Genomic DNA, 22,437 nt, shown 5'->3' with positions numbered 1-22,437 from the left:
GTATCAGAAAGCCAATCTTAAGGATTATGGCACTTCTGATACCCTCTCTTCTTTTTATTTTTCCTATCTGCTTATCTCTTGCGAGCTGCTGGGCGCTTGCTTACAGGACGTTTAGCCGTAGGACGCTTACCAGCTGGTTTGCCACTAACAGCTTTATTGTTATAAGACTTACGAGTTGTTGTTTGATTGTTAGAAACCTGTTGTGTCGATGGCTCTATTTGTACAATCTTTTCTGGCATCTTGTTCTCAGGACGTGCAAATCCATCTTTCTCGGCTCGCTTACTCATCGTCTTGATACGTTTGTCAAGGTCTGGGTGTGAGGAGAACATACGCTTCCATTTGCTATCTTTCTGTACGCCAGCATCTTCTTCCATCTTCTTCAGTTTTTCGAAAGCGAGTGCCATGGCCCAAGGGTTCTTGCCATTCTTCTTGAGAAAATCGAAACCATAAGCGTCAGCTTTGCTCTCCTGCTTCTGTGAATAGGTTGCATTGACCAGGGCCTCTCCAAGACTTCCAAGTTGAGACTCGCTCAATGCTGCTGCAGTTCCATTGGTTGATGCGATTCCATCTTTCAATGCTGAGGTCAACAATGCTCTGCGGAATCCTTTTTTTGAGTCTTTATGTGCAACGTGACCAATCTCATGACCAATAACACCCAATAATTCTTCGTCTGTCATTGCGTCCATCAGAGATGAGAAAACACGTACGCTACCATCAGGACAAGCGAAGGCGTTTACATCTGTGACATAATACACCTTGAAGTTCAATGGAATACCTTCAATATCTTTTAATCCTTGTGTGAGTCTGTTTAAGCGTTTTGTATAAGGGCTTCTGGCGTCGCAAACGTGGTTGTGCTCATCCATCCAAGCCACATATTCTTTTACATATTTCGCCATGTCGGCGTCTGTTAATGTGGCTGCTTTAAGAACTTTAGTTGCGCCTTCTGCTGCTTTACCAATATTGAACTGTGCCATCATTGGTGTTGCTCCGAATAGGAGGAAAGCGCTAATATATGCGCCTAAGATACTTTTTTTCATACGTTTTATTTTATTGATAAGATGTTTCTGTCTGCAAATTTATATATAATTTTTTATTTTATTGAAATTAGTAATGGTATTAATTTTCTTTAAAGATTGTTTGTGTTTTTGACACAATACGCCTTTTTCCTGATGAAAAATAATTGAGTTTTTAATTGATGTTGTATGATTTCTTATTACATATTTTAAAGCAGTTTATTAATGTAATTTCTTTATGGCTCATCACATGCTTTGATCTGACAATAAAAAAGGACAACCTCAGTAGGTTGCCCTTGTATGTGAATTTCTTCTTTGATTAGTTCCTGTTGTTTCCGAAGAAACGGAGGAGATAAAGGAAGAGGTTGATGAAGTCGAGATAAAGGCTTAAAGAACCGAGAAGTGCAATCTTCTGTGCTTCTTGTCCTGCATCTGGTGCCATCAGCAAGTTTTGCTTAATTTTCTGTGCGTCCCAAGCTGTAAGACCTGTGAAGACAAGGACACCGATACCGCTAACTATAAAGTCGAACATGGCACTCTTTAAGAAGATATTTACCAATCCTGCTATGATGAGACCTATCAAAGCCATGAAAAGAATTCCTCCCATCTTTGTTAAATCCTTCTTGGTTGTCGAACCAATCAATGCCATAGCACCGAAAGTTCCTGCTGTGACAAAGAACGTTTTGGTGATTGCTGCTGAAGAGAAAGCTGCGAAAATCCATCCTAAGGTCATTCCGTTGATGGCAGCAAAGAGGATGAACCAAGCTGTTGCTGCTACAAGTGACAGCTTCTGAATGCGAGATGAAAGATACCAAACGATACCTACTTCAACTAATCCTGCTATAATCAGTGGTGCGTTGCCGTTATAAAGAAGTTGGATGAGGGCTGGAGAATGTCCAGCACCATAAGCTACAACACCTGTAATAGCAAGGGCCATTGCCATCCATATATATACCTTACGCATCAATGATGGGAATGCACGGGACATCTCTAAGTCACGTTCCTGATTACTTGTCACGTTTGTGAAATTGTCAAAATTCATATTCATTTTCTTTTTTATTTATTTATTTTCTCTTGTTTATTGTTGTATGTTGGCAATCTTCATAGAATAGTGCCTTATATATAGGGATATGCAAATGTTATGCCATTTGAAATACAAATATAGCATAAACATCTTATTCTGCCAAATGTAATGCCTTTTTTCTAGTAATACGTGTCATGTGGGATTTATACATAAATGGAAGGCTTATCGTAACTTTATTGCAATTTGTTGTATTTTTATTTGCATATTTGCAATTAAGTGTATAAATTTGCAATTCAAGCAGGATAATTATACGCTTATGAAAGTAAAAAACAGTAGGCTTGAAGCATTGAAAATGCTTATTTCAAGTATGGAACTAGGTTCCCAAGAAGAGGTTCTAAAGATGTTAGAGCAGGAAGGCTTTAAATTGACTCAAGCAACATTGAGTCGAGATCTTAAACAGTTGAAGGTGGCAAAGGCTGCTTCCATGAATGGTAAATATGTATATGTTTTACCAAATGAAACGATGTATCGACGTGTGACAACACCACGTAAAGCCACAGAAATGTTGCAGAGAAGTGGTTACGTTTCTGTTCATATTTCGGGACAGTTGGCGATAGTTAAGACCCGACCAGGTTATGCCAGTGCACTTGCATATGATATTGATAACTCTGAATCACCTTATATTTTAGGGTCAATTGCTGGTGATGATACTATCTTTATTGCTCTTCGTGAAGGGGCAACACGTGGACAAGTGTTAGAAGCTCTTTCGTATGTAATTCCAGAAATAGGATAAACTTAGGTAAAGAGGGGATTATATTAAGGCTGATAATAGCGCAAGGAAGGGAAATTGATTGCAAGACTTATTTCATAAATTGAAAAAGTAAGTTGGGTCTATAATGAATCATGTGGGTAATTAGTCATAGAGTATAAAAATATTGTCAAAAAGTATATCCACCAACAAAATACAACTCCAAATTGACCTTAGTTTTAATCTGCTTAACTCACGTTAAATCCCTACCCTTACATATACAGCAATGGTGTTAATCCTTCGCACATGTGGTGCATACCATCCGCACCATAAGTGCTAAGCATCCGCACCACATGTGCAAAGCACCCGCACCAAACCGGTGGAATATCAACACACAACCCCACGATTCGTTATTGAGCCAGTAAGTTTATAAAAATAAGCTCTTGGAATATTTAAGTTCGCTCTTCTCTATTTCTAGATGGTAATCCCCAAGGATGTCTGACATGTAGCTTTTGTGAGCGGGATAAATAATAAAAGGTATATTTTTTTTCGTGCCAATATATTATATAAGGTGTATAATCATTTTTTGAGGTTGAATTTGGTCAAAAATGAAAAAAAACGTATTTTCTTGAAAGTTTTTCTTGAAAACATTTGGTAGTATTCAAATTTCTCTATACCTTTGCATCCGCTTTACAAAACAAGCCACCTGGCAAGTTGATTAAGGCAATAAAGAAAGAGTTCTTTGAAAAGATTTACATAAACAGAGAAGTAGTACAAGAAGCGTCTGTTTGATTTTATATCAAATGGATGGGTAAAAGAAACGAACCGATCAATTCATTGTTCTTGCTTTTGAGGCACCGCCTCAAAACAATTAAGAAACAAGCGAAGAGGTGCTTTTTACTTGATACTTTTAGGATAAGCGTTCTGAAACAGAGATTACTCGGTGACGTGTTTGGAAGTAGTGGTATTTATTATCACCTATTATCCATCATTTATCACCAACAGATATTTTACAATGGAGAGTTTGATCCTGGCTCAGGATGAACGCTAGCTACAGGCTTAACACATGCAAGTCGAGGGGAAACGGCGGAGAGTGCTTGCACTCTTTGGACGTCGACCGGCGCACGGGTGAGTAACGCGTATCCAACCTTCCCATTACTGTGGGATAACCTGCCGAAAGGCAGACTAATACCGCATGGTCTTCGATGACGGCATCAGATTTGAAGTAAAGATTTATCGGTAATGGATGGGGATGCGTCTGATTAGCTTGTTGGCGGGGTAACGGCCCACCAAGGCAACGATCAGTAGGGGTTCTGAGAGGAAGGTCCCCCACATTGGAACTGAGACACGGTCCAAACTCCTACGGGAGGCAGCAGTGAGGAATATTGGTCAATGGACGTAAGTCTGAACCAGCCAAGTAGCGTGCAGGATGACGGCCCTATGGGTTGTAAACTGCTTTTTTATGGGAATAAAGTGAGGGACGTGTCCCTTTTTGCAGGTACCATACGAATAAGGACCGGCTAATTCCGTGCCAGCAGCCGCGGTAATACGGAAGGTCCAGGCGTTATCCGGATTTATTGGGTTTAAAGGGAGCGTAGGCCGGAGATTAAGTGTGTTGTGAAATGTAGACGCTCAACGTCTGACTTGCAGCGCATACTGGTTTCCTTGAGTACGCACAACGTTGGCGGAATTCGTCGTGTAGCGGTGAAATGCTTAGATATGACGAAGAACTCCGATTGCGAAGGCAGCTGACGGGAGCGCAACTGACGCTTAAGCTCGAAGGTGCGGGTATCAAACAGGATTAGATACCCTGGTAGTCCGCACAGTAAACGATGGATGCCCGCTGTTGGTACCTGGTATCAGCGGCTAAGCGAAAGCATTAAGCATCCCACCTGGGGAGTACGCCGGCAACGGTGAAACTCAAAGGAATTGACGGGGGCCCGCACAAGCGGAGGAACATGTGGTTTAATTCGATGATACGCGAGGAACCTTACCCGGGCTTGAATTGCAGGAGAACGATACAGAGATGTTGAGGTCCTTCGGGACTCCTGTGAAGGTGCTGCATGGTTGTCGTCAGCTCGTGCCGTGAGGTGTCGGCTTAAGTGCCATAACGAGCGCAACCCCTCTCTTCAGTTGCCATCAGGTGATGCTGGGCACTCTGGAGACACTGCCACCGTAAGGTGTGAGGAAGGTGGGGATGACGTCAAATCAGCACGGCCCTTACGTCCGGGGCTACACACGTGTTACAATGGCCGGTACAGAGGGATGGTGTAATGCAAATTGCATCAAATCTTGAAAGCCGGTCCCAGTTCGGACTGGGGTCTGCAACCCGACCCCACGAAGCTGGATTCGCTAGTAATCGCGCATCAGCCATGGCGCGGTGAATACGTTCCCGGGCCTTGTACACACCGCCCGTCAAGCCATGAAAGCCGGGGGTGCCTGAAGTCCGTGACCGCAAGGATCGGCCTAGGGCAAAACTGGTGATTGGGGCTAAGTCGTAACAAGGTAGCCGTACCGGAAGGTGCGGCTGGAACACCTCCTTTCTGGAGAGGATGCTTTTTAGTTGACAAGTTGACAAGTTAAAAGTATTGTAAAGATAAAAAGAACCTTGGTTCGTTTTTCTTCTTGTACTCACTGCACTCTGTATTATATAAATGTAGGAGTTTAGAGTTTAAGGCTCACATAAAGGTTCAAGTCCTTATTCTCCACTTAGCTGTCCACGCTTCTGAGGCACTGCCTCAGAACAATCAAAGTAACAGCATAAGATCTTTGACATATTGACACAAGCAAGACTGTAAAGTAGAACTATTCTTTCAATGATTGGAAGAATTAGTATTCTAAACAATGAGGTTTAAACTTCATTTTTTTAGAATCACACAACAGCTGAAAGTATGAGCTACATTTCTTGTTGTCAACAACGAGAAAGGCGAAGAAAGTAAGAAAGGGCGCATGGCGGATGCCTTGGCTCACGGAGGCGATGAAGGACGTGATAAGCTGCGATAAGCCTTGGGTAGGTGCAAATAACCTTTGATCCAAGGATTTCCGAATGGGACAACCCATCAGGTTGAAGACCTGTTATCACTACATAAGTAGTGAGGCGAACGGAGGGAACTGAAACATCTTAGTACCTCTAGGAAGAGAAAATAAATAATGATTCCCCTAGTAGTGGCGAGCGAACGGGGAATAGCCCAAACCTGCTTTGTGGCAACGCTTAGCAGGGGTTGTAGGACCACGCTGTCGTACTTAGATTGTGAGAAGAATGTTCTGGAAAGAACAATCATAGAGGGTGATAATCCCGTATTCGAAGCATGACGAGACGTAGTGGTATCCTGAGTAACGCGGAACACGTGAAATTCTGCGCGAATCAGCCGGGACCATCCGGTAAGGCTAAATACTCCCGTGAGACCGATAGTGAACGAGTACTGTGAAGGAAAGGTGAAAAGCACTCCAATAAGGAGAGTGAAATAGTTCCTGAAACCATGCGCCTACAAGCGGTCGGAGCTGCTTACGCAGTGACGGCGTGCCTTTTGCATAATGAACCTACGAGTTACCATGTCTGGCAAGGATAAGCGTCATGAGACGCGCATCCGCAGTGAAAGCGAGCCTGAATAGGGCGTCGAGTCAGATGGGGTAGACGCGAAACCAAGTGATCTACACTTGCCCAGGTTGAAGTCCGGGTAACACCGGATGGAGGACCGCACGGATAAGCGTTGAAAAGCTTCCCGATGAGGTGAGTGTAGGAGTGAAAGGCCAATCAAACTTGGAGATAGCTCGTACTCCCCGAAAGGCATTTAGGTGCCGCGTGCGATGATCTCCATAAGAGGTAGAGCGACCGATAGGTCAAGAGGGCTTCACCGCCTATCGAGACCTGACGAACTCCGAATGCTTATGGACCGCAATCGTGCAGTAAGGGGGCGGGTGCTAAGGTCCGTCCCCGAGAGGAGAAGAATCCAGACCGCCGTCTAAGGTCCCGAAATTCTGTCTAAGTTAGTCTAACGAAGTCTGGTCCCCGTGACAGCTAGGATGTTGGCTTGGAAGCAGCCATTCATTCAAAGAGTGCGTAACAGCTCACTAGTCGAGGGTCCGGGCATGGATAATAATCGGGTATAAGTCAGATACCGAAGGCGCGGGATAGTAATGTATATTAAAAGTATCGGTAGGGGAGCATTCCATTGGCGTTGAATGGTGAGGGTAACCGATCCTGGAGCTTATGGAAAAGCAAATGTAGGTATAAGTAACGATAAAAAGGGTGAGATTCCCTTTCGCCGAAAGACCGAGGTTTCCCGGGCGATGCCAATCAGCCCGGGGTTAGTCGGGTCCTAAGTCTCAGCCGAACGGCGAAGGCGATGGCAGATGCGGTTAATATTCCGCAACTCGCTATTACAGTGATGTGGAGACGGAGCAGTGACACTGCCGCGCCCTGACGGAATAGGGCGTTTAAGTGCGTAGGCTATGAGGAAGGCAGGCAAATCCACCTTCCGAGCTGAACCATGAAAGTACAGGTAATCCTTCGGGATAACTTGAGTGCAGGTAATCATACTTCCGAGAAAATCCGCTAAACTTAATGTAATAGCGACCCGTACCGCAAACGGACACACGTGGTCGGGTAGAATATACTAAGGCGTTGAGAGATTCATGGTTAAGGAACTAGGCAAATTGACCCCGTAACTTCGGAATAAGGGGTCCTCATAGCAATATGAGGCGCAGAGAATAGGTCCAGGCAACTGTTTAACAAAAACACAGGGCTGTGCTAACTCGAAAGATGATGTATACAGCCTGACACCTGCCCGGTGCCGGAAGGTTAAGAGGAGATGTCACCAGCAATGGGAAGCATTGAATTGAAGCCCCGGTAAACGGCGGCCGTAACTATAACGGTCCTAAGGTAGCGAAATTCCTTGTCGGGTAAGTTCCGACCTGCACGAATGGTGTAATGATCTGGACGCTGTCTCAACCATGAGCTCAGTGAAATTGTAGTATCGGTGAAGATGCCGATTACCCGCGATGGGACGAAAAGACCCCGTGAACCTTTACTACAGCTTAGCATTGACCTTGGTCATCCGATGTGTAGGATAGGCCGGAGGCTTCGAAGCGGGTGCGCCAGCATTCGTGGAGCCATCCTTGAAATACGGCCCTTTGGCTGTCTGAGGTCTAACGCGCCTGTGGTGCGGACACTGCTTGGTGGGTAGTTTGACTGGGGTGGTCGCCTCCAAAAGCGTAACGGAGGCTTCCAAAGGTGCCCTCGGGCCGATTGGTAACCGGCCTTATAGAGTGCAATGGCATAAGGGCGCTTGACTGGGAGGCAGACATGCCGAGCAGGCAGGAAACTGGGGCATAGTGATCCGGCGGATGTGTATGGAAACTCCGTCGCTCAAAGGATAAAAGGTACTCCGGGGATAACAGGCTGATCCCCCCCAAGAGCTCATATCGACGGGGTGGTTTGGCACCTCGATGTCGGCTCGTCACATCCTGGGGCTGGAGAAGGTCCCAAGGGTTGGGCTGTTCGCCCATTAAAGTGGCACGCGAGCTGGGTTCAGAACGTCGTGAGACAGTTCGGTCTCTATCTATCGTGGGCGTTGGAGTTTTGCGTGGTGCTGACACTAGTACGAGAGGACCGTGTTGGACAGACCTCCGGTTTACCAGTTGTGCCGCCAGGTGCACCGCTGGGTATCTGAGTCTGGATTGGATAAGCGCTGAAAGCATCTAAGTGCGAAGCCAGCCGCAAGATGAGAACTCCTCATAAGGGTCGTCATAGACGATGACGTTGATAGGGTGTAGGTGTAAAGACGGTGACGTCAAAGCCGAGCACTACTAATTGCCCGAAACTTTCTTCGGGTCTCCCGCCTCTAGATTATAGAGTGCGGGGACCAGTGACTCAGACTTTGAGCTGTGTATTCTTCTAAAGTAAGAAGATAGGTTCTATATATGTTTTGCTTGTGGAAATACGTCACCTTATACGGCTGACATAAGCGTCTTAGTTATCATAGGAAACGATGAATGAAACAATACTGATAATAATTTATTAAGACAGTCAGTTGAACGTTATATCAGGTGGTTATTGCGTCGGGGTCCCACCTCTTCCCATTCCGAACAGAGAAGTTAAGCCCGACTGCGCCGATGGTACTGCAATGCAATGCGGGAGAGTAGGTGGCCGCCTTCTTTTACGAGAGCCCTGAAGAGAAATCTTCAGGGCTCTTTTTTGTGTTTATGGAGGTCAAGCTTATTTGGCTAATAAGCCTACTAGAGCTAATAAGGCTAATAGGAGTAATAAGGCTAATTGGACTTAATAGGACAAATATTTATATTTAGAGACCAATGTCCTATGTTAATGATGAGTTTATTTTTTCTTAGACTATCGTTTTATAATCACCCATACATTTATTTTCTCTGTGTGTCCAATGATATTACAACTTTCGTTGTTCACTTTATATCTTGGTACAGAAGAAGTTTATAATAATTAGCCGAACTAGTTTCGCCAGGCAACTCATAAATCTTAGTTCCTGTCATTCCTATCATTTTTAATAGGCGCTTTTCTTATTGTTTTTCAGCAAAATACATGAAATGTTAAAAATGACAGCAACTAGAAATGAAACTAAACTCGTATTATATTCGATGTTTTTTTATCCTTTATGTATTCATATTACTCATAAGTTTGAAAGTATTTTTTATTATTCATCTCTTATGTGCCTATTTCTCATTTTTTTTCCTACTGAACCCTAATCAGGCTAATAATGGCTAATAGTTCTAATTAAGCTAGTTGTGATAATAGTTTAACAAATAGAGTTGGTCCATAGAATTAAGTGTTAGCGCTTACAATATTTTTTTTTTGTTTTCGTTGATTAAATATGCAATGGACCGACAGAACCCGACAGGTAAAGATATTTTTAGTAATCGCAGCCATTATTATTGCGGTAGCGTCATTACTTGTGTCACACTCTTTGACCCATGACTTATCAGTACAAGAGAAGAGTAAGATGCAAGTATGGGCAGAAGCTATGAAATCTTTAAGTGCAGCAGATGAAAACACCGACTTAAGTCTTGTATTGAAAGTGTTAGATGAAAATCACACGATTCCTGTTGTTGTTTTAGATAACGATGGCAAAGTTACAGAATTTCGTAATTTAGTCATTAAAGCACGCAATGCTCAAGATAGCCTCAATTATGTTACCTCTCAAGGGCTACAAATGAAGGTTGCAGGACAAGTGATTCGCATAGCTTTGAGCAAAAATCATAATGATTATATAGATGTATGCTATGATGATTCTTTAATGTTAAAGCGAATCGCTATATATCCTTACGTACAGTTGGGTGTCGTTATGTTATTTGTTATTGTTGCTATATTTGCTTTACTCACTTCGAAACGTGCTGAACAAAATAAGGTTTGGGTTGGATTAAGCAAGGAAACAGCACATCAGTTAGGCACTCCTATCTCATCTCTTATGGCATGGATAACGATATTAAAGGAATCTTACCCAGACGACGAACTCTTACCTGAGATGGATAAAGATGTAAAACGTCTTAAACTCATTGCAGATCGTTTTTCAAAGATTGGTTCAATTCCTGAGCCAGTTCCTGCAAGTCTTAACGATGTCCTTCGTCATGTGGTCGACTATATGGATCGTCGTACATCAAAAAAGATAGAGATGAGGACTGAACTACCAACTGATGACATTATTATTAATATGAATTCGTCTCTCTTTGAATGGGTGATTGAAAACCTATGTAAGAATGCTGTTGATGCTATGGGTGGAAAACTTGGTTGTATTACCTTACGTTTAGAGGAAACAGAAAATCGTGTATACGTTGAAGTAAGTGATACTGGAAAGGGAATAAAGAAGAAGGATATTAGAAACATATTTCGGCCTGGCTTTACCACAAAGGATCGTGGTTGGGGGTTAGGATTAAGTCTGGCAAAACGTATAGTAGAAGAATATCATCATGGTAAGATTTATGTTAAAAGTTCGGAAGTAGGGAAAGGCACAACTTTTCGTATAGAACTTCGGAAGGAGTAAAAACGAGACTTTGTAATTTTATGATGCTAAGGTTAATGAAAACTAGTTCGTTAGATTATCACTATACCTAGTCATTAAGATGTTAGGATATATTGAATAAGAGGGCACTTGTACACTAGAAATATTCAGTAAAACATTTTATAGTCAGTTGATAATGGCAGTTAAAACTTCATCTGATAACGAGTAGCCTATAGAAGTACAATCTCATATTCCTACTTTTTTTACTTATAATTTGCTTATTATCAGAAAAATATTCGTAACTTTGCAACCCAATTATGGACTTAGAAACCCTTAAGATAGACTTGAAGGGTCTGAAAGAAGGTGTAAATCACCTTGAGTTCGACCTGGATGACACTTACTTTAAGGAAGTTGACGCTCCTGAAGTAAGTCGAGGAAATGTGCACGTATCTCTCGGTATCGTACGCAATGGGAATGATTTCTTTACCCTTGACTTTCATGAGGTAGGTACGGTGATGATTTCGTGCGATAGATGCCTCGACTTAATGGAGCAGCCAATAGAGACCACACAGCGTCTCGAAGTTAATTTTGGAACAGAAAACTCAGAAGAGGGTGATCTTGTGACGGTGGCCGAGGACGAAGGAATACTCGATGTTACATGGTACCTCTACGAATTCATTGCTCTCGCAATCCCTATCAAGCATGTGCATGCACCTGGAAAATGTAACTCTGCTATGGTACGAGCTCTTGAGGAGTATTCTGCCGCCCGAAGCGGTGAGGAAGACGAGCAGCCAATGGATCCGCGCTGGGAAGCTCTATTAAAATTGAAAAAATAAAATATTAAAGTTTAAAGAATTATGGCACATCCAAAAAGAAGACAGTCAAAGACTCGTACACTGAAGAGAAGAACTCACGATAAGGCAGTAGCTCCTACATTGGCTTTATGTCCTAACTGTGGTGCTTACTATGTATATCACACGGTTTGCCCAACTTGTGGTTACTATCGTGGTAAGGTTGCTGTCGTAAAGGAAACAGCTGAGTAAATATGAGTATGATTAATGCGATTATAACAGGTGTCGCAGGTTACGTGCCAGACTATGTCCTCAATAATGAGGAGTTGTCTCGCATGGTTGATACAAATGATGAGTGGATTACCACTCGTACAGGTATTAAGGAACGCCGAATCCTGACTGAAGAGGGGCTCGGCACATCCTATATGGCCCGCAAGGCAGCAAAGCTCCTGATGACAAAGACAGGTGCTGATCCTGACAGTATTGATGCTGTTGTTGTTGCTACAACGACTCCTGACTATCCGCATCCTTCTACAGCTTCTATCGTTTTAGGAAAGCTGGGATTGAAGAATGCCTTCGCATTTGACTTAGCTGCTGCATGTTGTGGCTTCATGTATGCACTCGATGTAGCCTGCAATATGATCCAGAGTGGTCGTCACAAGCGTATCATTGTTATCGGTGCTGACAAGATGTCAGCTATTACCGATTATCGTGATCGTGCTACGTGTCCACTTTTTGGTGATGGTGCAGGTGCTGTGATGGTTGAGGGAACAACCGAGGAAGGTATTGGTATGATAGATTCTTATCATCGTACAGATGGTAAGGGACTTCCATTCCTCCATGTTAAAGCAGGCGGTTCTGTCTGTCCTTCATCAAGTTTTACAGTTGATCATCGTTTACATTACACTTACCAAGAGGGACGCACAGTCTTTCGCTATGCTGTCACAGCAATGGGCGACGATTGTGAAAATCTTTTGAGGCGTAATGGCTTAACAAAAGATGATGTAGATTACGTGGTTTGTCATCAGGCAAATCTCCGTATCATCGAAGCTGTCGCAAAGCGTATAGGTATCCCAATGGAAAAAGTTTTGGTTAATATTCAGCGTTATGGTAACACCAGTGCTGCTTGTATGCCGCTTGTTCTTTGGGATTTTGAATCACAGCTGAAGAAGGGTGATAATATTATTTTCACCGCCTTTGGAGCAGGTTTCGTTAATGGTGCCTCTTACTTCAAGTGGGCTTATGACGGAGACTCTGTAGCAGCTAAGAAATAAAGAAACTAAGTTATTATACATAAAAACGCATCTTTCTTTTCTTATAAGATAGGTGCGTTTTTTTGGTTAATGAGATTAGGAAAATATAAGCTAATAGTATGTTTTGCTTTCTTATCTCTTATTAAGAATTATAACAGAACTTTTCAAATGTCCCTTCTTATCGAAGGAAACATGAGGGTTAGATTTATGCACAAAGCAGGATTTGTAAATATCGTTGGTAATCCGAATGTGGGAAAAAGTACGCTGATGAATCAACTCGTTGGCGAGAAGCTTAGTATAGCCACGTTTAAGGCACAGACAACACGTCATCGTATTATGGGAATCGTCAATACAGAAGATTCGCAAATAGTTTTCTCTGATACACCTGGTGTACTAAAGCCAAATTATAAGATGCAGGAGATGATGCTTCAATTCTCCGAGTCAGCGTTGGCTGATGCTGATATCTTGCTTTATGTGACAGATGTTGTCGAAGATCCGGAAAAAAATATGGATTTCTTGGAGAAGGTATCTAAAATGACCATCCCAGTCATCCTCCTTATTAACAAGATTGACGAGAGCGACCAGAAAAAACTTGGTACACTTGTCACAAAATGGCATGTGCTGTTACCTAATGCAGAGATTCTTCCAATCTCAGCTAAGAATAAGTTTGGAATCGACATTCTTCTCAAACGTATTCATGAGCTTCTACCTGAGAGTCCTGCTTTCTTTGATAAGGATCAGTTGACTGATAAACCTGCAAAATTCTTCGTATCTGAGATTATCCGTGAGAAGATTCTGCGCTATTACGACAAGGAAATCCCTTATTCTGTAGAGGTTGTTATTGAGCGTTTCAAAGAAGATGACCGACAAATACATATAAATGCGGTTATTTATGTTGAACGTAATAGCCAAAAGGGCATTATCATCGGGCATCAGGGAATGGCGCTCAAGAAGGTTTCCACTGAAGCACGTAAGAGCCTCGAGCGATTCTTTGAAAAGAAGATTTTCCTTGAGACTTTTGTAAAGGTTGACAAGGACTGGCGTAACTCACAGAAAGAGTTGAAGCAATTCGGATATAGTCCGGAGTAAAGGGAGGGGTTTTATTAAGCCAATTGGGCTAATTAGGCTAATAAAGCCAATAAACTCTTGAAGACAAGAAACTTGCTCTGACTGCTTAGTAGAGCACACTCTCGCACAATGCGAGGGCTGGGGAATGGTCATCCTCGGCAAATATTCATCGGGTGCTTGACCACATCCGGCGCCTTTTCATAGTTGTTATGAGCTTAGGGCTGAATTATGGAGAGGGAAAAGACCAAAAAGAATGGGAAATTTAGTAGCTATTGTTGGACGCCCAAATGTTGGTAAGTCCACACTTTTCAATCGATTAACTCAGACACGTCATGCGATTGTGAGCGATACTGCTGGTACAACACGCGACCGCCAGTATGGTAAGTGTCAGTGGAACGGACGCGAGTTCTCTATTGTTGACACTGGTGGATGGGTTGTCAAATCAGATGATATTTTTGAAGATGCTATTCGCAAGCAGGTGCTTGTGGCAACAGAAGAAGCCGACCTTGTTCTCTTTGTTGTTGATACCGAGACCGGTATTACCGACTGGGATGAGGATGTAGCAACGATTCTTCGCCGCACAAAGCTTCCTGTGCTCCTTGTAGCTAATAAGGTTGATAATAGTGGTGAGTATTATCAGGCAGCCGAGTTCTATAAACTTGGTCTGGGTGAACCAATCTGTATCAGTGCTGCTACAGGTGGTGGAACAGGTGATTTACTTGATATTCTGTTAGAGAGTTTGAAAGATGCACCAGAAGAGACTATAGATTTGGATATTCCTCGTTTCGCAGTTGTAGGTCGCCCTAATGCAGGTAAGTCAAGTATTATCAATGCTTTCATTGGTGAGGACCGAAATATTGTGACCGAGATAGCCGGTACGACACGTGATAGTATCTATACTCGTTACACCAAGTTCGGTTTTGATTTCTATCTTGTTGATACCGCAGGTATCCGTCGTAAGAATAAGGTGAGTGAAGACTTGGAGTTCTATAGTGTCATGCGTTCTATCCGAAGCATTGAAAACTCAGATGTTTGTATTCTTATGTTGGATGCAACGCGTGGTATTGAAGCACAGGATATGAATATCTTCCAGCTCATTCAGCGAAACCATAAGAGCCTTGTTGTAGTTGTGAACAAATGGGACTTAGTTGAAGACAAGACCCAGAAGGTTATTGATACCTTCGAGAATGCTATTCGCAAGCGTATGGCACCATTCGTTGACTTCCCTATCATTTTTGCTTCGGCACTAACTAAGCAGCGTATCTTTAAGGTTTTGGAGACGGCGAAAGAAGTTTATCAGAACCGAACAAGACACATTGGTACAACAAAATTGAATGAGGTGATGCTTCCTATCATTGAAGCAACGCCACCACAGTCAGTTAAGGGTAAGTATATTAAAATTAAATATTGCTCACAACTTCCTAACACACAGATTCCTTCATTCGTATTCTATGCGAACCTGCCACAGTATGTCAAGGAGCAGTATCGCCGTTTCTTAGAGAATAAGATACGTGAGAATTGGAACCTACATGGCTGTCCAATCAATGTGTTTGTCCGTCAGAAGTAGTCATAGGAAGTCTGCTTATGAAACGAATAACAATTTCTCTTCTCTTCTCTTTACCATTTCTATTGATGGCTTGTGGGAAGAAGAAGGAAGTAGATCATGCAGAGTTGGCTGGTCGTGCAGCCAAACTCTACTATGACCAACTCTTAAAGGGGAAGTATGATGCCTTCTTAGGAGGTGAGAATCGTACGGAGAAATTGCCTGATAACTATCGGAAACAACTCCTGCTAAACCTTCGTCAGTTCATTGAACAACAGAAGAAAGAGCATAATGGGATTGATTCTGTTTCCTTTGTTTCATCAGTTTTCTCTGAAAAAGACAGTACAGCCAGTGCTTTTCTGTTATTCCATTATGGTGATAAAACGACTGAACAAGTTGTTGTTCCAATGTTAAAGAAGCATGGTATTTGGGTGATGCGATAGCACATAGTTGCCATCTGGATCTTCTTTTTTCGAGCAGTTTACTGATGTGTTTGTGTCAAACGCACGTGGTACTAATATCTTATAGGAAGAAAGTGAACCCAAGTTTAACCGGTAAAAATATTTTTCATAAATTTTCGGGATGTTTTATGTGGTATTAATTTCATAAAAGACTGATAATCAGGCATAGGGTATTGTAACGAGGAGTAAAATCTGATTTGTAGGACACCGTCATATCAAAATTATTTTGTTACTTTGCACTCATGCACGCAAATGTACAGACACGATTCAACCCTGCAACAGGCGACATGGCTCCTTATTATCGCATTAAGGAGTCATATCGTGACGTGCAGGGTCATGTACATTCGCTAATTCTGTTGAACATCGGGTTCGAGCCTTCACTTACAGCCGTACAGGTTCGAAAAATTGCATACGCACTTACCGAACGCTTCAAAAACAGAAGTACACCCTCGCTTTTCAAGGAACATCTTGACGGACTTACTCCTATTGAACAGGTAAAGGCTGATGAATGGTGGAGCCGTATGGAGAACGAAGGTGGAATTGATAGGTTTAACAAGGAAGAGCAGAAGTCGCTGAGAAAATATGAGAACTACGTTGACCTTGAGACGGCAAAATATACTGACGCAAGGAATGTCGGTGCTGAGTGGCTCTGCAAGCAGACGATAGACAAACTGCAATTAGAGGGTTTCCTGCGCAAAAACGGCTGGACGGAGAATACAATACACACAGCTTTGTCAGCATTGATTGTTCGCACAGTATATGCTGTTTCTGAACGTTCGTCTTATTATTATTTGCGTGATAACTCGGCTGCTGGTGAACTTTATAGTGGAGTTCCTGGCTGGACACCAGGAATCAATTCTCTGTATAAAGTCACTGACAAATTATATGAACTAAAGGAACAGTTAGAGCGTCATCTGTGCAACGTTACTGACGATCTCTTTAATATAGACAACAAGTTGATGCTCTTCGACTTAACCAACTTCTATTTCGAGGGCAGCAAGCGTAACAGCAACAAGGCCAAGTTCGGCCGATCAAAAGAAAAACGCTCTGACTGTAAGCTACTTGTACTTGCACTATGTATCAATAAAGAAGGTTTTATACGTTATTCTTCTATCTTGGAGGGTAATACAGCAGACCCTAAGTCTCTGCCCAATATGATTGATACGTTAGCAAAGAGGAATCCATCACGGACAAAAGATACGCTCGTTGTCATGGATGCAGGTGTTGCCACGGAAGAGAACTTGGAGCTGATCAAAAGAAAAGGTTACAATTATCTCTGCGTATCCCGTACAAAGATGAAGGACTATACGCTCAGTGATGATAACAAGAGTGTTACGGTAATGGATGCCCGTCGGCAGAAAATAACGCTGAAAGAGGTTAAGACAGAAGATGACAAGGATTATTATCTCGAAATAACATCTCCTTCGAAAGCTATGACAGAGTCGTCTATGAACAGGGTCTGGAGAGAGCGTTTTGAGATGGAACTGAAGAGAATAAACGATGGAATCTCCAAGAAAGGTGGAACAAAAACCTATGAAAAGGTTGTTGAACGTACAGGACGTGCCATACAGAAGTACCCATCTATAGCGAAGTTCTATCAGATAAGCTACATAAAAGATGAGAAGAAACCCAAGCAGATGCTGCGCGTAGACTGGGAGATAAAAGACCTCTCGGCAATGGAGTCCGGTCACGGAGTCTACTTCCTCCGCAGCAATATCAGGACACTTGATGAGCGTGTGACATGGGAATACTACAATCTCATTCGTGAGATAGAATGTACAAACAGGCAACTAAAGAATGACCTCAACCTCCGTCCTATCTATCATCAGAAAGATGAGCGAAGCGACGCACACCTCTTCTTCGGTTTATTAGCCTATTGGGTGGTAAACACCATCCGCTGTCAATTAAAACGAGAAGGAGAATCCTGTTACTGGACCGAGATTGTACGACGTATGAGCACCCAGAAGCTCGTCACAACAAAAGGGAAGAATCCATTAGGTGAGAACATCGAGATGCGCCAATGTAGTAGTCCTTCGAAGCAAGCAAAACAGATATACGATAAGTTGAACTTAAAACACTCACCATACAAAAAGAATAAAATTTGTAGGACACAGAGCCCATAAGAAAAACGAGGAAAGTACGATGACTGCCAGGAATAGGCGAAAGTGGGGGTTAAACTTGGGTGAAGAGTCTTGTGGACTAAGAGATATATAAAGGAAAGTCCTCCTGCTGATATGTTTCAACCTCATTTAGGAAGAGATGATAAGCAGGAGGACTTTCCTTTTGTGTTATGTTGTCTTGCGGAGTGCCAATAAGGCGTCCTGTTGGCAACTTATATGGAAGAGTTTGTAGTTCTTATTTCATATCTTCCTTTTCTATTTTCTTGACTTTCTTAAAGAGATCTGATGCGAAGACGAGGTCGTTTAACTTTTCATTTTTCGATGTAATGACAGAGTTCTTGTCACCTTGCCATTCTTTCTTACCATCTGAGATAAAGATGATATTCTCACCAATACCCAACACTGAGTTCATATCATGCGTGTTGATGATGGTTGTCATGTTAAACTCGCGTGTGATACCTGTAAGCAAATCGTCGATGACCAATGAGGTCTTTGGGTCAAGGCCAGAGTTTGGTTCATCGCAGAAAAGATACTTCGGATTCATGACGATGGCCCTCGCGATGGCAACACGTTTCTGCATACCACCTGATATCTCACCAGGGAACTTCTGTTCAGCTCCAGTCAGATTCACACGATCCAGACATTCCATTGCTCTTTTGTCACGTTCCTTTGCCGTCATATCCGAGAACATGTCCAGTGGGAAACGTACGTTTTCCAATACGGTGAGCGAGTCGAAGAGGGCTGCTCCTTGGAAGATCATACCCATCTCACGTCGCATGAGAATCTGTTCTTTCTTTGTCATCTTGACAAAGTTACGTCCGTCGTAGAGCACTTCGCCCTTCGTAGGCTCAAGGAGTCCTGTGAGAGAGCGCATAAGAACGGTTTTACCTGCACCACTCTGTCCGATGATGAGGTTAGTTTTTCCGTCTTCAAAAATGGTGTTGATATCTTTCAGCACTTCTTTATCGCCGAATGATTTATAAAGGTGTTTTACTTCAATCATAGAGCCTCCCCCGACCCCTCCGAAGGGAGGGGAGCCCAATCTGCTTACTTGTGGGGGAAGATGGGCTTATTAATTAGTTAGTATTAACTTTTAAGAGTTGATTTATTCTCTCATCTCCCCTCCTTTGGAGGGGTTGGGGGAGGTTTAACTCAACATCTGTGTGAGGAAAACGTCGCTGAAGAGAATCAGTACGCTTGAGCAGACTACAGCGTCAGTAGATGCTTTGCCGACTTCAACACTTCCACCCTTCACCGTGTAGCCCATGTAAGATGATACACTTGAAATGATAAAGGCAAAGAAGAATCCCTTGATGATACTCATCCACATAAACCACGGATTGAAATCATGTTGCAAACCAGCAGTCAAATCTACTGGTGTGATGATATGTGCAAGGTAGGCTGTGGCGTATGCTCCAATGATACCTGTTGCTGCCGAAAAGATAACAAGAAATGGCATGATAGTGATGAGTCCCATAATCTTTGGTAGGATGAGGTAACTGGCGGAATTGATACCCATAATCTCTAAGGCATCTATCTGCTGTGTCACGCGCATGGTTCCTAACTCAGAAGCAATGTTTGACCCAACCTTACCCGATAGAATCAGACACATGATACTACTGGAGAACTCCAATAGCATAATCTCACGTGTCACATAACCTGATACCCAATGAGGCATCCAAGGGCTCTGCACGTTGAGTTTAATCTGAATACATATAACAGCTCCAATGAAAAAAGAGATGAGCAACACGATGCCAATTGAGTCAACACCCAACTGGGACATCTCTTTAACATATCGCTTCATGAACATTCTCATTCGTTCCGGACGACTGAATGATCGTCCCATTAATATAAGATAATTACCGAATGTGGTCAGCCATTTGAATAAAAGCATGCTCTTTTTATTTGATGTTGAAAATGCAAATTTAACTAAAATATCACAGAAAGAGAAAAGAAAGACATTATTTAATAGTCATGAGGGTAGCTTTTCTTTTTCTGAAAACAGTATCTTTGTGTCTGTTGTATGGACTTTTAGGATTATATTTGTATTTTTGTGCGTGACAAACTATGAGTTGAAGGCTATGAAAAGTAATCCTGCAATATATGTGGAAGGGGTAGGTTGGCGTCGTGCGCGTGTGGCCTCGCTGCTACGGAGGCTTAAAGGGCATGACTATCAAGGACGGAGTATCTATATGATAACGCTCTGTACGGAAGGAAGACAGCCGCTGTTGGGAAGGCTTATGCGTCGAACTGCAGCTGTAGCATCCGCCTATATAGAACCAACGGAGCTGGGGAGTGAGGTTGTGTGTTGTTGGCGAGAGATTCCCAAGCATTATCCAGAGGTGAGTGTGCTTGCTTTTCAGGTTATGCCAGACCATATACACGGCATCCTTTTTGTGACACATGAGATGGCTGTACACCTGGGGAAGGTTGTCAACGGGTTCAAGGTTGGCTGTAATCGGGCGTATCGGCGGCTGGTGTTGGGGAGTTCTGAGGCACTGCCTCAGAAGCAGGGACAGGAGGACAGAATCGGAAGGCAGAGGCTGGCTGGCAGCGGAGAAAGGACTAAGCAGCGAGGTTGCAAGCACCCAGAGCATGGCTTGCTCTTTGCTCCAGGCTATCATGACAGCGTGCTAAGAGGGAAGGGGCAGTTAGAGAATATGTTCAGATATGTTGCAGATAACCCAAGACGGCTGGCGATGAAGCGGGATAATCCGAAACTCTTTCGTGTTGTGAATAGTTTGAAGGTGGGTGAAAGAACTTTCTCGGCTATAGGAAATCAGTGGTTATTAGAGCACCCAATAAGACTGCAGGTACGTTGTCATAACAACAAGACACCAGAAAACCTACGCCTTATAGCCTTACAAAAGGAATACTTCCTTGCACGAGGACGAGAGGGAGGAGTACTTGTTAGCCCCTGTATATCGGCTGGAGAAAAAGAAATAGCACGTGCAGCATTGGAGGAGAAACTCCCGCTTATAGTCTTGTTAGAAAACGGTTTCCCTCCCCTTTATAAGCCGCCTGGGCAGTATTTTGATGCTTGTTGTGAAGGGCGACTCCTTATGTTAGCCCCATGGGCATATCATCACGAACGTAGGCCTATTTCGCGTGAGCAGTGTCAAGCCCTTAATTCAATGTCAGCAGCACTTAGCAATGAAGCATGGACGATGGCATTCGAGCAGGAGTTATTAAGATATACTTCTGGTGAAGAATAGGGGATAGCTACCAAACAATCAAGGCATAGAACCTTCGTGAGAACGTCTTTTAATAGAAGCGTAGACGCGTAGCTATAGATTTATCTGTATTGTTCTTTTGTTTCTTTTCACGTCTTTATGACTGCTATCTGCTTTTTATTTCGTAATTTTGCAGCGATAGCTTAAAAGAGAAAACTATGTCAGAATCAGATAATATTGTTGTGCGCCCAGAAGGCGAGGGAAGTATTCTTCGTACAGAGAAACTGGTGAAGCGATACGGAAAGCGTACTGTTGCCAATGGTGTGAGCATCAATGTGAAGCAGGGTGAGATTGTGGGATTGCTCGGACCAAATGGTGCGGGAAAGACCACGTCGTTTTATATGACAACAGGATTGGTGGTCCCTAATGAAGGACATGTGTATATTGATGATCAGGAGATTACCAATTTCCCTGTTTATAAGCGTGCGCGTGCTGGTATTGGCTATCTCCCACAGGAGGCGAGTGTCTTCCGTAAGATGAGTGTGGAAGATAATATCATGAGTGTCTTGGAGATGACAAAGCTATCAAAGCAGGAACGTATCGACAAGATGGAGAGTCTGATTCGCGAATTCCGATTGGAAAAGGTGCGTAAGAATCTTGGTGACCGTCTTTCTGGTGGTGAGCGTCGTCGTTGTGAAATTGCTCGCTGTTTGGCTATCGATCCAAAGTTTATCATGCTTGATGAGCCTTTTGCAGGCGTCGACCCTATCGCCGTTGAGGATATCCAGCACATCGTTTGGCGTTTGAAGTTCCGTAATATCGGTATCCTTATCACCGATCACAATGTGCATGAGACGCTGAATATTACCGACCGCGCCTATCTTCTTTTTGAGGGTCGTATTCTCTTCAAGGGAACTCCAGAGGAGTTGGCAGCCAATAAGATAGTGAAGGAGAAATATCTCGGTACAGACTTCGTTCTTCAGAAGAAAGACTTTCAGTTGCTCGACCAGCGTAAACGTGCACAGGAAGAGGCGAATGGTTTATAAGAGGAATATATCCTCACTTTTAGATAGGCTATATTAGCCGTCAGAAAGGCGCAAAGATAAAGCATTCTTTGTGCCTTTGTTTATGCAAGAGTAAGTAAGTTGCGAATTATTTTCATGAAGAAAAATATTTTTTTTCATGAAAAGAAATATTTTTCTTCATGAAAAGAAATATTTTTCTTCACGACCATAAATATTTTTTTTCATGAAAATAATTCGACAACAAAGCCTTT

General features: G+C 42.9%; 15 protein-coding genes and 3 rRNA genes. 14 read left to right on the top strand and 4 right to left on the bottom strand.

The window, feature by feature from the left end; translation table 11 throughout:
- Positions 1–71: 71 nt before the first annotated feature.
- Positions 72–1,037 (bottom strand): M48 family metallopeptidase, encoded by a 966-nt coding sequence (locus tag J4856_RS11385; RefSeq protein ID WP_065367706.1) that lies wholly within the window; start codon positions 1,035–1,037, stop codon positions 72–74.
- 295 nt (positions 1,038–1,332) lie between these two features.
- The gene (locus J4856_RS11380; RefSeq protein WP_025837825.1) at positions 1,333–2,061 is read right to left on the bottom strand and encodes a Bax inhibitor-1/YccA family protein; all 729 of its coding nucleotides are present in this window, start codon (positions 2,059–2,061) and stop codon (positions 1,333–1,335) included.
- Positions 2,062–2,353: 292 nt separating this feature from the next.
- Here J4856_RS11380 and J4856_RS11375 point away from each other — a divergent pair, with 292 nt between their 5' ends.
- The 12 genes from J4856_RS11375 to J4856_RS11320 all read left to right on the top strand — a co-directional run bounded on the left by J4856_RS11375 (position 2,354) and on the right by J4856_RS11320 (position 17,991).
- On the top strand, positions 2,354–2,830 hold the full coding sequence (locus J4856_RS11375; RefSeq protein WP_025837827.1) for an arginine repressor: 477 nt from the start codon (positions 2,354–2,356) through the stop codon (positions 2,828–2,830).
- Positions 2,831–3,797: 967 nt separating this feature from the next.
- Positions 3,798–5,328, top strand: a 16S ribosomal RNA gene (locus J4856_RS11370).
- A gap of 386 nt (positions 5,329–5,714) precedes the next feature.
- A 23S ribosomal RNA gene (locus tag J4856_RS11365) occupies positions 5,715–8,616 on the top strand.
- A 213-nt stretch (positions 8,617–8,829) separates the two neighbouring features.
- Positions 8,830–8,942: ribosomal RNA gene (gene rrf / locus J4856_RS11360) — 5S ribosomal RNA — on the top strand.
- The 16S, 23S and 5S rRNA genes sit together here, the layout of an rRNA operon.
- 685 nt (positions 8,943–9,627) lie before the next feature.
- On the top strand, positions 9,628–10,794 hold the full coding sequence (locus tag J4856_RS11355; protein WP_025839971.1) for a sensor histidine kinase: 1,167 nt from the start codon (positions 9,628–9,630) through the stop codon (positions 10,792–10,794).
- A gap of 275 nt (positions 10,795–11,069) precedes the next feature.
- Complete coding sequence (locus J4856_RS11350; protein WP_025839970.1) at positions 11,070–11,588, top strand: YceD family protein; 519 nt, start codon at positions 11,070–11,072, stop codon at positions 11,586–11,588.
- Positions 11,589–11,609: 21 nt separating this feature from the next.
- Positions 11,610–11,795: a 50S ribosomal protein L32 gene (gene rpmF / locus J4856_RS11345; RefSeq protein ID WP_009012646.1), complete on the top strand. Its 186-nt coding sequence runs from the start codon at positions 11,610–11,612 to the stop codon at positions 11,793–11,795.
- A gap of 2 nt (positions 11,796–11,797) precedes the next feature.
- Entirely contained in the window at positions 11,798–12,817 is a 1,020-nt protein-coding gene (locus tag J4856_RS11340; protein ID WP_025839969.1) for a beta-ketoacyl-ACP synthase III, read from the top strand.
- A gap of 186 nt (positions 12,818–13,003) precedes the next feature.
- Entirely contained in the window at positions 13,004–13,885 is an 882-nt protein-coding gene (gene era, locus J4856_RS11335) for a GTPase Era (protein WP_025839968.1), read from the top strand.
- A 232-nt stretch (positions 13,886–14,117) separates the two neighbouring features.
- A complete protein-coding gene (gene der, locus J4856_RS11330; RefSeq protein ID WP_025839967.1) occupies positions 14,118–15,431 on the top strand; it encodes a ribosome biogenesis GTPase Der in 1,314 nt (437 codons plus the stop codon).
- Positions 15,432–15,448: 17 nt separating this feature from the next.
- Positions 15,449–15,850: a hypothetical protein gene (locus tag J4856_RS11325; RefSeq protein ID WP_025839966.1), complete on the top strand. Its 402-nt coding sequence runs from the start codon at positions 15,449–15,451 to the stop codon at positions 15,848–15,850.
- A 260-nt stretch (positions 15,851–16,110) separates the two neighbouring features.
- Positions 16,111–17,991 (top strand): IS1634 family transposase, encoded by a 1,881-nt coding sequence (locus tag J4856_RS11320; RefSeq protein WP_065367707.1) that lies wholly within the window; start codon positions 16,111–16,113, stop codon positions 17,989–17,991.
- A gap of 232 nt (positions 17,992–18,223) precedes the next feature.
- On the opposite strand, the gene J4856_RS11315 is transcribed toward J4856_RS11320, so the two are convergent.
- Positions 18,224–18,991: an ABC transporter ATP-binding protein gene (locus J4856_RS11315; protein WP_025838515.1), complete on the bottom strand. Its 768-nt coding sequence runs from the start codon at positions 18,989–18,991 to the stop codon at positions 18,224–18,226.
- A 144-nt stretch (positions 18,992–19,135) separates the two neighbouring features.
- The gene (locus J4856_RS11310; RefSeq protein WP_025838517.1) at positions 19,136–19,882 is read right to left on the bottom strand and encodes an MlaE family ABC transporter permease; all 747 of its coding nucleotides are present in this window, start codon (positions 19,880–19,882) and stop codon (positions 19,136–19,138) included.
- Between the two features lie 187 nt (positions 19,883–20,069).
- On the opposite strand from J4856_RS11310, the gene J4856_RS11305 reads away from it, so the two are divergent.
- Positions 20,070–21,203: a transposase gene (locus J4856_RS11305; RefSeq protein ID WP_065367866.1), complete on the top strand. Its 1,134-nt coding sequence runs from the start codon at positions 20,070–20,072 to the stop codon at positions 21,201–21,203.
- A 176-nt stretch (positions 21,204–21,379) separates the two neighbouring features.
- Positions 21,380–22,207, top strand: coding sequence for an LPS export ABC transporter ATP-binding protein (gene lptB / locus J4856_RS11300; protein ID WP_025838519.1), 828 nt, complete (start codon positions 21,380–21,382; stop codon positions 22,205–22,207).
- Positions 22,208–22,437 lie beyond the last annotated feature (230 nt).

This window comes from Prevotella scopos JCM 17725, from assembly GCF_018127785.1.
Taxonomy (GTDB): Bacteria; Bacteroidota; Bacteroidia; order Bacteroidales; family Bacteroidaceae; genus Prevotella; species Prevotella scopos.
Note: the sequence above shows the minus strand (reverse complement) of the source record. Positions and strands in the feature narration are given on the sequence as shown.